We start from the raw sequence: 13,636 nt of genomic DNA, 5'->3' as shown, positions 1-13,636 counted from the left end.
GTACGAGCGCGGCGACGGGGCGCTCTTCCGCTTGACTCCGGCGCCTCCCACCCCTAGAGACGCGGTGAGAGGTCGGGACGCGTGAGCACCCCGAACTCGTGCCGCAGAGCGCTCAGAGCCGACCACCATCCGGCCAGCCCATGAACGCCTGGGCCCGGGCTCGTCGAGGACGAGCACAGATAGACGCCGCCCATGGGCGTCCGCCACGGGTCGCGTGCGAGCAACGGGCGGGCGATCAGCTGATCGAGCGACGGGATGCCGGCGGAGATGTCACCCTCGGGATAGTTGAGGTTGCGCGCGGCGACCTGCTGCGCGGTCTCCGAGTGGGTCGCGAGGATCGTGTCGCGGAAGCCCGGCGCGAACCGCTCGATCTGGCGCACGATCGCCTCGGTCCGGTCGACCTCGCTGCCCGCGGGAACGTGCGTGTATGCCCACAGGGTGTGATGGCCCTCCGGCGCCCGGCCCGCATCGAACAGCGACGGCTGCGCGACGAGCACATACGGCGCGTCGGGCAGCCGGCCGGCGCGCACCGCGTTCTCGGAGGCGGCGATCTCCGGCCGGGTCCCGCCGACGTGGACAGTGCCGCTCTGCGCGATCGCGGGATCGCGCCACGGCACCGGCGCGGACAGGGCGAAGTCGACCTTCGCCACCGCGTCACCGTACCGGAAGCGCTCGAGGCGGTGCCGATAGCGCGTCGGCATCCGGTCCCCGGCGATCGCGATGAGGGCGCGCGGCGTCACGTCGAGCATCACGGCGCGCGCGCTCGGCAGCTCGTCGAGCGAATCGATACGGCGTCCCGAGAACAGCTCGCCGCCGTGCGCACGGATGTCGTCGACCATGGCGGCCACGATCGCCCCGCTTCCGCCGATCGGGATCGGCCACCCGCGGGCATGACCGTATGTCGCGAGGGTGAGGCCGCCGCCGGCTGCCGCGAGACTCGGGAGGCCGAGAATGGTGTGGGCCGCGACCCCCGACATGAGGGCCGGGGCCGCCTGCTCGCGGAACCGCAGGCTCCATGCCGGTGTCCCCTGCTCGAGGGTGCGCAGGCCGAACCAGGCCGCGGCGATCGGATCGCCGGGCACGCGCAGCAGCGATCCACCGGTGAAGTCCGCGATGCCGCGCACGCGCTCGACGAGCGGCGCCATCAGCCGGGCATACGCGCGGCCGTCGGCACCGAGCCCCTCCGCCGTGCGGTCGAGATCGCGGTACGCCAGCGCCGCGCCGCCGTCGAGAGGGTGCGCGTACGACACCTCGGGCACGACGAACTCGACGCGGTGGCGCAGTCCGAACTCGCGGAAGAAGGCGGATTCGAATGCGAGCGGGTGCACCGCCGAGCACAGGTCGTGCAGGTAGCCGGGGAGGGTGATCTCCCCGGAGGCCGCCCCGCCGCCGAAGTGATCCTCGGCTTCGAACACCGCGACCGAGAGCCCGGAGCGCGCCAGGGTGACGGCCGCCGCCAGCCCGTTCGGCCCGGAGCCGACGATGACGGCGTCGTACTCGGTCGTCACCGTCCCGCGCCGCCCTCCGCGAGGTGCGCGAGCCGACGCAGGGTCTCGGCGTTGCGCACGTGCAGGGGCAGGTCGAGCAGCGGTTGCGGGATGAACGACCCCGGCCCCTCCGCGGCCACTTCCTGAATGCGCACGACGCAGTCATCGCCTCGGGGCTTGACGTCGATGGTGATGTGGGCTTCGCCGATCGGCCAGCCGCGCGCCTGCAGCACCATGCGGTGCGGCGGATCGAATTCGAGCACCGACGTGCTGTCGTCGATGACGAAGGGCCACACCCCGAAGGAATGGTGCAGACGCGACCCCTTCTGGGGCCAGGCGGGACTGACATCGCGCATGCGCGAAGCACCGACGACCCACGCCGGGAACAGCCAGCCGTCGTTCAGGACCGCGAAGACGTCTTCGGGGGCGCAGCGCATGAGTCGGACGTTACGCGACATGGCAGTCTCCTCTCCGGGGCGGAGTCACGGCTGCAGCACCACCTTGATGCAGCCGTCCTCCTTCTTCTGGAAAGTCTCGTAGAGGCCCGGCGCGTCGGACAGCGGCGCGCGGTGGGTCGTCAGATCCATGACGCCGAGCGGGTCAGCGGGGTCTTCGACGAGAGGCAGCAGGTCATCGATCCACCGCTTGACGTTGCACTGACCCATCCGAAGGCTCAGCTGCTTGTCGAACATCGTCTTCATCGGCATCATGTCGGCCTCGCCGGCGTACACGCCGCTGAGCGAGACGGTGCCGCCGCGGCGGACGATGTCGATCGACGAGTGGAGCGCCGCCAGCCGATCGAGCCCGCCGGTCTCCAAGACCTTCTGAGCCAGGGCATCGGGCAGCAGCCCCAACGCCTTGTGCACCGTCGAGACGGCGGGGTTCCCGTGGGCCTCCATGCCGACGGCATCCACGACGGCGTCCGCGCCGCGCCCGTCGGTGAGGTCGCGGAGTTCGTCGACCACCGAGTCGGTCAGGTCGAACACGTCCGCACCGTGCCGCTCCGCCATCGCTCGCCGTTCGGCGACCGGGTCGACCGCGAGCACCCGGTACCCTCGGTGCACACCGACGCGCGCGACGAACTGGCCGACGGGCCCCAGCCCCATCACCGCGAGAGTGCCGCCCTCGGGAACATCGGCGTACTCCACGCCCTGCCACGCGGTCGGCAGGATGTCGCTGAGGAAGAGGTACCGGTCGTCGGGGAGGTCGTTGCCGACGCGGATGTGGTTGTAGTCCGCGAGCGGCACCCGCAAGTACTCGGCCTGACCGCCGGGGACCTGGCCGTACAGCTTGGTGTAGCCGAACAGCGACGCGCCGCTGCCGTACTCGGTGACCTGCGTCGTCTCGCACTGCGACTGCAGCCCGCGCCGGCACATGAAGCAGTGCCCGCACGAGATGTTGAACGGCACGACGATGCGGTCTCCGACCGCCAGGTTCGTGACGGCCGAGCCGACCTCGACGACGACGCCCATCGGCTCGTGTCCGAGCACGTCGCCGCTGTCGATGAACGGCCCGAAGATCTCATACAGGTGCAGGTCGGAGCCGCAGATCGCGGTCGAGGTGATCCGCACGATCGCATCGGTGGGCTCGAGGATCTCGGGGTCGGGCACCGTCTCGACGGAGACGTTGCGGCGCCCCTGCCAGGTGAGGGCCTTCATCGCTCGACCTCCGGCTCGTCACCGTCGGCCTCGGGCGTACCGGGCCCAGGTCCCGGACGCACGGCGGCCGAGTCGGCGATGTCGATGCGCGTGACGCCGTCGTGCTCGCTCGTCTCGATCCGCGGCGCCGCGTCGGCCTCGGTCGATCCGCCGGCGCGCAGCAGTTCCTCGCGGCGGGCGTCTTCGTCGGTCAGGGGTTCGGATGCGTCGGACATGGGGTGACCGTAGGCACATCGTCCCGCCCGGGGCGAGGGGATGGCGGGGGTTGGACAAGCGTGATAGCCAGAGACGACGACCCCATCTCGGAAGGAGACCGTCGATGTCACGAGACGACGCGAAGCCCAGCCAGGCCGAAGGCGCCGACCCCGATCACCCCGACACGGGCGAAGCCCCGGAAGAGGAGACGGGACACCCCTCGCAGGCTGAGGGCGAAGACAGCTGACACGACGAAGCGGGGGCCGACACCACTGATATGGAGTCGGCCCCCGCTTCGTTCGGGAGTCAGGCGCTGCGCTCGGCGATCTCGTCGAGGGCGGAAGCGAGGAGGTCGATGACCTCGGCCGCGATGGCGGTACGCTCAGGGTCGAGCTCATCGATGACCGTCACAATCGCTCGGTGATGGGCGGCGAAGGCGGCATCCACCCGCTCGACGGCGGCGGCGGTCGGAACGAGGTAGTGCGCCCGGCGGTCGCTGGGGTGCTGCACGCGCTCGACCAGGCCCTTCGAGGCGAGACGCTCGACGACATTGGTGACCGTGGCGCTCGAGGTGGCGAGCATGACGATGAGGTCCTTGGGCCCGAGATCGCGGCCGTCGCGGTGTCCCTGAACGAGGTAGCGCAGCGCGGTCAAGTCGATCGCCGACAGCTCGGAGGCGCGCACGGCGAGCCCGGCCTGCACCTGTTCCGCACGCCGCAGACGCAGGACGGCGTCGCTCAGCCGACGACCGACCTCGTCACGAGGTTGATCCGCGTACAGGTGAAGTCCTTCATGACGGACGACGTTTCGAGGCATCGGGTTGCCACCTCCTCCGACAGCATCCTAGAACACTAGCCCAGCTTGACAGATTCTGTCTTTCACAGATGGTGAGATACATAGGATCTAAGAATTGACAGAAACTGTCTTGTCTGGCTAGATACTTAACGAGGGAACCAACACTTCACTCGCTCATCGACGATCTCAGGAGGACAGCATGGGACAGCTCCACTACGGAAACTCCGACACCCGAATCGAGATCCCGGACCGCCTGCTCGCGCACCTCAAAGTCGTCATCGCGACGAAGCTGCGGCGCAACGAGAGCTTCATGATGTCGTGGACGGCCGACGACGGTCGTTCCTCGATCTGGCTGCAGCCGTCCATCCCGCTGCGCTTCGTCTTCGAAAGCGCCGACATGGAGGTCCTCAACCCGGCCGCCATCCGCGACATGGCCAATGCGGCGACGTCGTCCGCCGGACTCGTCGTCGCGCTGGACCAGGAGATCCCCGAGGCCCCGCAGCGTGAGCTGCGGCCGGTGACCGCCGGAGTGCCGCGACTGAAGGTCCCGGCGTAACCCGTACCGAACACTTCACGCCGTCGTCGGTCGTTCCTATAATCGGAACGTCCGGCGGCGGCGTTGCCGTCGGTGCTCGAAAAATGGGCACGAAGCGGCATCCGCGCGTGAGACACATACGGCCTCCATCACCGTTCCGTCTCGAAAGGCATCGCCATGCCCTCCGTCTCCGCGCACGTCGCCGCCGCCCTCTCCCGACACGTCTCGCACGTCTTCGGCGTGATGGGCAATGGCAACGCACACCTGCTCGATGCGCTCGAGCGCTCCCCCGGCGTCACCTTCACCGCGCTCCGTCATGAGGCGGGCGGCGTGGTGTCCGCCGATGCCCACTACCGTGCCGGCGGAGGCCTCGCGGCCGCGACCGCGACGTACGGAGCGGGGTTCACCAACACCCTGACACCGCTCGCGGAGGCAGCGCAGGCACGCACCCCGCTGGTCCTCGTCGTCGGCGATGCGCCGACGTCCGGCCCGCGCCCGTGGGACGTCGACCAGATCGCGCTCGCCTCGGCGGTCGGAGTCCGCACCTACACGGTGGGCCGGGCGGATGCCGCGGCCGCGACCGTCATCGCGATCGAGCACGCCCTCGCGTACTCCTCCCCCGTCGTGCTGGCGATCCCCTACGACGTCGCCAAAGCCGACGCCGGCCCGCTCACCCGTACCCCCGAGCCGCGGCGAGCGCCTGAGCTCGCTCCCGCCACGCCGTTCGCGACCGGAACCGTGACGCAGATCGCCCGCGCACTGGCGGGCGCGCAGCGGCCCCTCCTCCTCGCGGGCCGCGGCGCGTGGCTCGCCGGAGCGGGCACCGCTCTCGGCGCGATCGCCGACGCGACGGGAGCGGTGACCGCGACCACGGCTCTCGGGCGCGGGGTCTTCCCGCGTCCGGAGTTCGATCTCGGCGTGACCGGCGGATTCGGCGCCGACGGGGCGATGTCCGTCATCCGCGACGCCGATGTCGTGCTCGTCGTCGGCGCGTCTCTCAACCAGTTCACGATGCGGTTCGGGACTCTGTTCGCCCCCGGGACGACGGTCGCTCAGATCGACACGGCACCCACGGCGACGCATCCGCACGTCGGGCTCTACCTGCGCGCCGACGCGGCCCTCGCGGCCCGGGCGATCGCCGACGAGCTCGCCGCGCTCGTCGCTCCGGCGAGCGGATGGCGCGAGTCGCTCGACATCGCCGCCCTGCGCGACCATCTCCCCGGCGACGCCCTCGCCCCCGACGGGCGTCTCGACCCGCGGTCCGCCGCGCGGCGGATCGGAGAGCTGCTGCCCGAGGACCGCGTCGTCGTGTCGGACGGTGGCCACTTCATCGGATGGGCGAACATGTACTGGCCCGTGTCGTCACCCGACCGGATGATGATGGTCGGCACCGCCTATCAGTCGATCGGCCTCGGCTTCCCCTCGGTCCCCGGCGCAGCCCGCGCCCGTCCCGCTGCGACGATCGTGCTGACGACGGGCGACGGCGGCGGTCTCATGGCCGTCAGCGACCTCGAGTCGGCCGTCCGGGTCGCCGGCGGCCGCGGCCTCGCCGTCGTGTGGAACGACCGCGCGTACGGCGCCGAGGTGCACCTGTACGGCGCGCAGGGCCTCGCCCCCGCCCCCATGCTCATCCCCGAGGTCGACTTCGCCGCGCTGTGCCGCGCGGTCGGCGGCGAGGCCGTCGTGGTGCGCACGCTCGACGATCTCGAGGCCCTCGCCCGGTGGCGCGATCGCCCCGCCGATGAGCGCCCGTTCCTCCTGCTCGACCTGCGGGTGTCGGCGACGATCCGCGCCCCGTACCAGGAGGAGATCCTCCGCGTGAACTCCTAGGGCGAAGCCCTAGGCGCGCAGCAGGGCTCCCGCGAAGAAGGCGGTCAGCTCGTCGGTCGCGGTGAGCGGCAGCACAGCCGCGACGTACTGGTCGGGGCGGACGACAACGACGACTCCGTCGCGCGAGAGCCCGCGCTCGTCGAAGATGTCGGCATCGTGCCACGCGCTCGGTGCCGCGGCGAACACCTTCTCCCAGTCCGTCAGGCCGAGCGGGCCGGTGCGGGGGCGGAAGATGTCGGGCACGAGCGGCAGCTCGATCTCGTCGTACCGCTGCTGGTACACCACCTTGACGTCGAACACCGCGTCGACGTCCGCGCCCGCGGGGGTGTGCACGGACACCGGCGACACGGGCGACGCGAGCCACCGCGCGAAGTCGTCGAGCGCGGACGGCGCGCCCGGCAACGGGGCGTCGGCGAACGCGTAGATGCGCCACCGCCCGTCGGCCCGGGCATGGTGACCCAGGTGCACGGCGTTGCCGTCGGCGACGCGCGCGACCTCGACCGACGCGAATCGCATGCCGATCGGGAAGCCCGAAGCGAGGTCCTGGTGCGCGGCATCCGCGACGATCTCCGACGGGTCGTACCGGGTGCGGAAGCCGGAGGGGAACTCCGCCGTCGCGAGGTAGTGGGTCGCGAGATCCTGCGGGTCGGTGATCTCCTCGGGCTTGCGCGCCATGAGGGCCGACCACTCCCGGTCGAAGTCGATCAGCTGCTGCGCGACGGGGCGTCGTTCCGCCCCGTACGTCGACAGCAGCGACGGCGCCGCCAGGCCCGTCAGGACGTGGCCGAGCTTCCACCCGAGGTTGAAGCCGTCCTGCATCGAGACGTTCATCCCCTGCCCGGCCTTCGCGCTGTGGGTGTGGCAGGCGTCGCCGGTGAGGAACACGCGCGGCGCGCGCGGGGCGGCCGCCGGCACGTCGTCGAAGCCGTCGGTGACGCGATGCCCCACCTCGTAGACGCTGTGCCAGGCGACTTCTCTCACGTCGATCGAGTACGGGTGCAGGATCGCGTTGGCTCGCCGGATGATCTCGTCGATCGGCGTCTGCCGCACGCGATGATCGTCGTCGGGGGCGACCTCGCCGAGGTCGATGTACATGCGGCTGAGGTAACCGCCCTCGCGTGGGATGTGCAGGATGTTGCCCGCCGCTGAGTTGATCGCGCACTTGATGCGCCAGTCGGGGAAGTCGGTGTTCACCAGCACGTCCATGACGCCCCAGGCGTGCGCCGACGCCGCCCCGACGTGGACCCGGCCGATCGCGTCGCGCACGCGGCTGCGCGCGCCGTCGCATCCCGCGACGTACTTCGCGCGGATCGTGCGCTCCTCACCCGCCCGGGCGCCCCCGACATGACGCACCCGCACCTCGACCGGGAACTCGCCCTCCTCGCCGACGGTCAGCCCGAGGAACTCGACGCCGTAGTCGGGCACGACGCGCCCCGGTCCCTGCGCCGCGGCCTCGGCGAAGTAGTCGAGCACGCGCGCCTGGTTGACGATCAGGTGCGGGAACTCGCTCATCCGCAGCGCATAGTCCTCCGTGCGCATGGTGCGCACGATGCGCGTCGGATCCTCCGGGTCGGGTGCCCAGAAGTTCATCCAGCCGATGTTGTAGGCCTCCGCCATGATGCGCTCGGCGAATCCGAACGCCTGGAAGGTTTCCACGCTCCGCGGCTGGATGCCGTCTGCCTGCCCCAGCTCGAGACGCCCCTCGCGGCGCTCGATCAACCTCACGTCGACATCGGGGAACTGCGACAGCTGCGCCGCCAGCAGCATCCCCGCCGGTCCCGAGCCGACGATGAGGACGTCGGTCTCGTCGGGCAGCTCGGCGGGGCGGTGCAGCCCGCGACCGGCCGCGGGCTGCACGCGCGGATCTCCCGAGACGTAGCCGTGATGATGGAACTGCATCGTGCCCTCCTCGCCGCCGCGGTCAGCGCCGGCCGGTGCCGACGATCGGGCTGACCGACTGCTCGGCCTCGTGGTCGGGGTCGAGCGGGATGCCGCTGCGGTCGCGCAGCAGCAGCGTCGCGACGAGCCCGAGCACCGTCATCCCCGCCAGGTACCAGGTCACCGACATGGTCGATCCCGTCGCCTGCACGAGCGCGGTGGCGATCGTCGGCGCGAACGCGCCGCCGAGGATGGCGCCGATGGCGTAGGAGATCGAGACGCCCGAGAACCGGATGGATGCCGGGAAGAGCTCGGCGTACAGGGCGGCCTGCGGACCGTACGTCAGGCCCAGGCCGATCGTCAGGATCGCCAGCCCGGCGAAGAGGAGGCCGATGCTTCCGGTGTTCACGAGCGGGAAGAGAGCGAACACGCCCGCGAGCTGGAGGATCCAGCCGGCGATGTAGGTCGTGCGGCGCCCGATGCGGTCGGAGAGGAACCCGGCGATGAGCGTCGTGACGAGCCAGGTGACCGCCGAACCGGCGACCGCCCACAGGACCGGTTCGCGGTCGAACCCGAGCGGTCCGTCGGGGTTGGTGGCGTAGTTCTGGATGTAGCCGCCGGTGGTCATGTAGCCGACGGCGTTGTTCCCCGCGAAGACGAACGCGGCGATGATCACGAGAGCGGCGTGCTTGCGGAAGAGCTGCACGATCGGCATGTGGGCCTTCTCGCGCCGCTCGGCGAGCTCGGTGAACACGGGGCTCTCCTCCACGCGGCGACGCACGTACCAGCCGACGAGGATGAGCACGACGCTCAGGAGGAACGGGACCCGCCAGCCCCAGGCCAGGAACGCCTCGCCGGGAGCGATCATGGCCATGAGCGCCATCACTCCGGACGCGAGGAGGAGGCCGAGCGGTACGCCGATCTGCGGCGACGCGCCGAATGCGCCACGGCGCGTCTTCGGGGCGTGCTCGACGGCCATGAGCACGGCACCGCCCCATTCGCCGCCGGCCGAGATGCCCTGGACGATGCGCAGCAGCACGAGGATGACCGGCGCGGCGAGGCCGATCGTCTCGTACGTGGGCAACAGGCCGATCAGTGCCGTCGCGACGCCCATGAGGATGAGCGTCCACATCAGCACGAGCTTGCGCCCGAGCCGGTCGCCGAGATGGCCGGCGAGGAAGGCGCCGAGGGGCCGGAAGAGGAAGCTCACCCCGACGGTGGCGAAACCGATCAACGCGCTGTTGGCGCCGAGCGGAGCGAAGAAGAGCTGGCCGAAGACCAGCCCGACCGCCGTGGCGTAGATGAAGAAGTCGTACCACTCGACCGTCGTCCCGACGACGGTGGCGAAGACCACGCGGCGGCGGTCGGCGGCGGTGGCGATGGTCCCGGTCGGAGTGAAGCCGCTGCGTGCGGCCGGACCGGGGGTGGATGTGGGGGTGCTCATCTTCGTGCTCCCGAGGTGTCGACGACGTTGTCTGCAGACGTTGTTCTGCTGGCGATGATCATATACGATTTCGAATATGAGACAAGAGCGAGGAAGCTCCGGTCGACCGGGCAAGATCATCGCGGTCCACCTGAGCTATGCATCCCGGGCCGCGCAGCGCGGGCGCACGCCCGCCGCCCCCTCATACTTCCTGAAGGCGTCGAGCTCGATCGCCGGGAGCGGCGACACGGTCGAACGCCCGGCGGGTACCGAGCTGCTGGCGTTCGAGGGCGAGATCGCGCTCGTCATCGGGCGCGACGCGCACCGGGTCGGCCTCGCCGAGGCCTGGGACCACGTCGCCGCCGTCACCGCGGCCAACGACCTCGGCGTCTACGACCTGCGCGCCGCCGACAAGGGATCGAACCTCCGCTCGAAGAGCCGCGACGGCTTTACTCCCCTCGGCCCCGACCTCATCGACGCCCGGACCGTCGACCCGCACCGTCTCCGCGTCCGCGCCTGGGTCAACGGCGACCTCGTGCAGGACGACACCACCGGCGGCCTGCTGTTCCCGCTGGCGCAGATCGTCGCCGACCTCTCGCAGCACCTGACCCTCGAGACCGGCGACGTCATCCTGACCGGCACGCCGGCCGGATCGTCGGTCATCGTCCCCGGCGACGTCGTCGAGATCGAGGTCGACGCGCTCGACACCGGCGCCACGTCGGGACGACTCGTGACGACCGTCGTCGCCGACGAGGGCGCCGCGTTCGATCCCGCGCTCGGCTCGCTTCCCACGGTCGACGACATCCAGCGCGAGGAGGCCTGGGGATCGCGCGAAGCTGCCGGGCTGCCGGACGAGCCGGCATCCGGCCTTACCGACGATCTCCGGGCCAAGCTCGAGCGCGTGCCCGTCGCGGCACTGTCGCAGCAGCTGCGCAAGCGCGGGCTCGACGACGTGACGATCGACGGCGTGCGGCCGATGCACCCCGCCAGCAAGCTCGTCGGAACGGCCGCCACGCTGCGGTTCGTGCCGTTCCGCCCCGACCTCTTCGCCCGGCACGGCGGCGGCTTCAACGCGCAGAAGCAGGTGTTCGACGCGGTCTCGCCCGGCGAGGTCATCGTCATCGAGGCGCGCGGCGAGACCGGATCGGGCACGCTCGGCGACATCCTGGCCCTCCGCGCCCGGACCCGGGGAGCCGCCGGCGTCGTCACCGACGGCGGCGTGCGTGACTACGCCGCCGTCGCCGAGATCGGGCTGCCCGTCTATGCCGCGGGCGCGCATCCGGCCGTGCTCGGGCGCAAGCACGTCCCGTGGGAGGCGGGCGGAACCATCGCCTGCGGCGGCGCGACCGTCCAGCCCGGAGACGTCATCGTGGGCGACGCCGACGGGGTCATCGTCGTCCCGCCGCCTCTCGTCGCCGAGGTCGTCGATGCGGCCCTCGCTCAGGAGGACGAGGACGCCTGGATCGCCGCGCGCGTGGCGGAGGGCGCCTCGGTCGACGGGCTGTTCCCGATGAACGCGGCCTGGCGCGCCCGGTACGACGGCGAGCGCGGCGCATGACCTCCCCGACGCCTCCCCTGCCCGAGACGCAGAGCAAGTCGCAGCGCGCGTATCACTGGATCCGCGAGCGCATCGCCGAGCAGGAGTTCACCCCGGGGTACCGGCTCGTGCTCGGGACGATCGCCGGCGAGCTCGACATGAGCGTCGTCCCGGTGCGCGAGGCGATCCGCCAGCTCGAGGCCGAGGGCCTCGTGACCTTCGAGCGCAACATCGGCGCCCGCGTGGCGATGGTCGACGACTCGCAGTACCGCTTCAGCATGCAGGCGCTGTCGATCCTCGAGGGCGCCGCGACGGCGCTCGCGGCGCGCGCGCTGAGCGTCGACGACATCCGGCGTGCGCGCGAGATCAACGCGCTGATGACCGAGTCTCTCGATCACTTCGATCCGCGCTCGTTCACCCGGTTGAACCAGGAGTTCCACGCGACGCTGTTCGAGCAGTGCGCCAACCCTCGAATGCTCGAACTCGTGCAGGCCGAATGGGCACGGCTCGGACACCTGCGCGACTCGACCTTCAGCTTCGTCCCGGGCCGCGCGCAGGAGTCGGTGCGGGAGCACGAGCACATCCTGGCGCTGATCGAACGAGGGGCGCCCCTCACCGAGATCGAGCACGCCGCGCGGCGCCACCGCTCGGCCACCCTCGACGCCTACATGACGCACGAGCACCCCGATCAGGCGCTCGGCCTGCCCAACTTCTGACCGCCCCCTGCTGCAAGGACGCACGAGATGACCGACACGACGCTCACCGCCCCCCACACGCCCGCGGACCTGCCCGGCGCCATCCGTCACTACATCGACGGGTCGCTCGTCGACTCGGTCGACGGCGCGACGTTCGACGTGCTCGACCCCGTCACCGGACGCGTGTACCTGCAGGCGGCCGCCGGCAAGAAGGCCGACGTCGATGCGGCCGTCGCGGCAGCCCGCCGCGCGTTCGCCGAGGGGCCGTGGCCGCGGATGCTCCCGCGCGAGCGCTCGCGCGTGCTGCACCGCATCGCCGACCTGGTCGAGTCTCGCGACGCCCGCCTCGCCGAGCTCGAGTCGTTCGACTCCGGACTCCCCATCACGCAGGCGCTCGGCCAGGCCCGGCGGGCCGCCGAGAACTTCCGGTTCTTCGCCGACCTGATCGTCGCCCAGGCCGACGACACCTACAAGGTGCCCGGCCGTCAGATCAACTACGTCAACCGCAAGCCCATCGGCGTCGCCGGCCTCATCACGCCGTGGAACACCCCGTTCATGCTCGAGTCGTGGAAGCTCGCCCCGGCGCTCGCCACCGGCAACACGGTCGTGCTGAAGCCCGCCGAGTTCACGCCCCTGTCCGCGTCGCTGTGGGCGGGCATCTTCGAGGAGGCCGGACTGCCGCCGGGGGTCTTCAACCTGGTCAACGGCCTCGGCGAGGACGCGGGCGACGCGCTCGTGAAGCACCCCGACGTGCCGCTCATCTCGTTCACGGGCGAGAGCTCGACGGGGCAGCTGATCTTCGCCAACGCGGCGCCGCACCTCAAGGGACTGTCGATGGAGCTGGGCGGGAAGAGCCCGGCGATCGTCTTCGCCGACGCGGATCTCGACGCGGCGATCGACGCCACGATCTTCGGTGTGTTCTCTCTCAACGGCGAGCGCTGCACGGCCGGCAGCCGCATCCTCGTCGAGCGCGCGGTGTACGACGAGTTCGTCGAACGCTACGCCGCGCAGGCCCAGCGGGTGCGAGTCGGCTTCCCCCACGACCCGGCGACCGAGGTGGGCGCGCTCGTGCATCCCGAGCACTTCGAGAAGGTCATGTCGTACGTCGAGCTCGGAAAGAGCGAGGGCCGCCTCGTCGCCGGCGGCGGACGCCCCGAGGGGTTCGAGAGCGGCACCTTCGTCGCCCCGACCGTGTTCGCCGACGTCGCTCCGACGGCGCGGATCTTCCAGGAGGAGATCTTCGGCCCGGTCGTCGCGATCACCCCGTTCGACACGGATGCCGAGGCGCTGGACCTCGCCAACGACACGAAGTACGGGCTCGCCGCCTACGTCTGGACCAACGACCTGAAGCGGGCGCACAACTTCTCGCAGGCCGTGGAGGCGGGGATGGTCTGGCTCAACTCCAACAACGTGCGCGACCTGCGCACCCCGTTCGGCGGGGTCAAGGCGTCCGGCCTCGGCCACGAGGGCGGCTACCGGTCGATCGACTTCTACACGCACCAGCAGGCGGTGCACATCACCCTCGGCGCGGTCCACAACCCGACTTTCGGCAAGAGCTGACCCGCCGCCCGGAACCGCCGGACCCACCCGACATCGAGAGCAA

General features: G+C 70.9%; 13 protein-coding genes. 6 read left to right on the top strand and 7 right to left on the bottom strand.

From position 1 onward, the window contains the following. Positions 1-53: 53 nt before the first annotated feature. Genes P6897_RS03255 through P6897_RS03240 form a run of 4 tightly spaced genes read right to left on the bottom strand, consistent with a single transcriptional unit; the run spans position 54 to position 3,360 of the window. Positions 54-1,508 carry an NAD(P)/FAD-dependent oxidoreductase gene (locus P6897_RS03255; protein WP_274178398.1) on the bottom strand — a complete coding sequence of 485 codons (1,455 nt, stop codon included), beginning with the start codon at positions 1,506-1,508 and terminating at the stop codon, positions 54-56. Beyond that, on the bottom strand, positions 1,505-1,945 hold the full coding sequence (locus P6897_RS03250) for an SRPBCC family protein (protein WP_282502078.1): 441 nt from the start codon (positions 1,943-1,945) through the stop codon (positions 1,505-1,507). Before P6897_RS03250 ends, P6897_RS03255 begins: the two co-directional genes overlap by 4 nt. A 24-nt stretch (positions 1,946-1,969) precedes the next feature. Then, complete coding sequence (locus P6897_RS03245) at positions 1,970-3,145, bottom strand: zinc-dependent alcohol dehydrogenase (RefSeq protein ID WP_282502077.1); 1,176 nt, start codon at positions 3,143-3,145, stop codon at positions 1,970-1,972. Beyond that, positions 3,142-3,360: a multidrug transporter gene (locus P6897_RS03240; RefSeq protein WP_112616536.1), complete on the bottom strand. Its 219-nt coding sequence runs from the start codon at positions 3,358-3,360 to the stop codon at positions 3,142-3,144. Before P6897_RS03240 ends, P6897_RS03245 begins: the two co-directional genes overlap by 4 nt. Positions 3,361-3,464: 104 nt before the next feature. Between P6897_RS03240 and P6897_RS03235 the strand changes: the two genes are divergently transcribed. Beyond that, positions 3,465-3,587 carry a hypothetical protein gene (locus tag P6897_RS03235; RefSeq protein WP_258524624.1) on the top strand — a complete coding sequence of 41 codons (123 nt, stop codon included), beginning with the start codon at positions 3,465-3,467 and terminating at the stop codon, positions 3,585-3,587. Positions 3,588-3,646: 59 nt separating this feature from the next. Here the strand turns inward: P6897_RS03235 and P6897_RS03230 are convergent, their stop codons facing one another. Continuing rightward, entirely contained in the window at positions 3,647-4,156 is a 510-nt protein-coding gene (locus P6897_RS03230) for a MarR family transcriptional regulator (protein WP_274178396.1), read from the bottom strand. A gap of 178 nt (positions 4,157-4,334) precedes the next feature. Between P6897_RS03230 and P6897_RS03225 the strand changes: the two genes are divergently transcribed. Together P6897_RS03225 and P6897_RS03220 are read left to right on the top strand one after the other, a co-directional pair. Continuing rightward, positions 4,335-4,691, top strand: coding sequence for a hypothetical protein (locus P6897_RS03225; protein ID WP_269267244.1), 357 nt, complete (start codon positions 4,335-4,337; stop codon positions 4,689-4,691). Positions 4,692-4,847: 156 nt separating this feature from the next. Then, a complete protein-coding gene (locus P6897_RS03220) occupies positions 4,848-6,500 on the top strand; it encodes a thiamine pyrophosphate-binding protein (protein WP_282502076.1) in 1,653 nt (550 codons plus the stop codon). 9 nt (positions 6,501-6,509) lie between these two features. Here the strand turns inward: P6897_RS03220 and P6897_RS03215 are convergent, their stop codons facing one another. Together P6897_RS03215 and P6897_RS03210 are read right to left on the bottom strand one after the other, a co-directional pair. Further along, the gene (locus P6897_RS03215) at positions 6,510-8,399 is read right to left on the bottom strand and encodes an FAD-dependent monooxygenase (RefSeq protein ID WP_282502075.1); all 1,890 of its coding nucleotides are present in this window, start codon (positions 8,397-8,399) and stop codon (positions 6,510-6,512) included. A 22-nt stretch (positions 8,400-8,421) separates the two neighbouring features. Further along, the gene (locus P6897_RS03210; protein ID WP_023952395.1) at positions 8,422-9,822 is read right to left on the bottom strand and encodes an MFS transporter; all 1,401 of its coding nucleotides are present in this window, start codon (positions 9,820-9,822) and stop codon (positions 8,422-8,424) included. A 76-nt stretch (positions 9,823-9,898) separates the two neighbouring features. Between P6897_RS03210 and P6897_RS03205 the strand changes: the two genes are divergently transcribed. Genes P6897_RS03205 through hpaE form a run of 3 tightly spaced genes read left to right on the top strand, consistent with a single transcriptional unit; the run spans position 9,899 to position 13,593 of the window. Beyond that, positions 9,899-11,359 (top strand): fumarylacetoacetate hydrolase family protein, encoded by a 1,461-nt coding sequence (locus P6897_RS03205; protein WP_282502074.1) that lies wholly within the window; start codon positions 9,899-9,901, stop codon positions 11,357-11,359. Then, entirely contained in the window at positions 11,356-12,054 is a 699-nt protein-coding gene (locus P6897_RS03200; RefSeq protein ID WP_114589260.1) for a GntR family transcriptional regulator, read from the top strand. The genes P6897_RS03205 and P6897_RS03200 overlap by 4 nt, the downstream gene beginning before the upstream one ends. A 27-nt stretch (positions 12,055-12,081) precedes the next feature. Next, on the top strand, positions 12,082-13,593 hold the full coding sequence (gene hpaE, locus P6897_RS03195) for a 5-carboxymethyl-2-hydroxymuconate semialdehyde dehydrogenase (protein ID WP_282502073.1): 1,512 nt from the start codon (positions 12,082-12,084) through the stop codon (positions 13,591-13,593). The last annotated feature ends 43 nt before the right edge of the window (positions 13,594-13,636 follow it).

The sequence above is a fragment of the Microbacterium sp. BDGP8 genome (assembly GCF_029991045.1).
GTDB classification, from domain to species: domain Bacteria; phylum Actinomycetota; class Actinomycetes; order Actinomycetales; family Microbacteriaceae; genus Microbacterium; species Microbacterium plantarum.
This window is presented reverse-complemented; position numbering and strand designations above follow the sequence as displayed.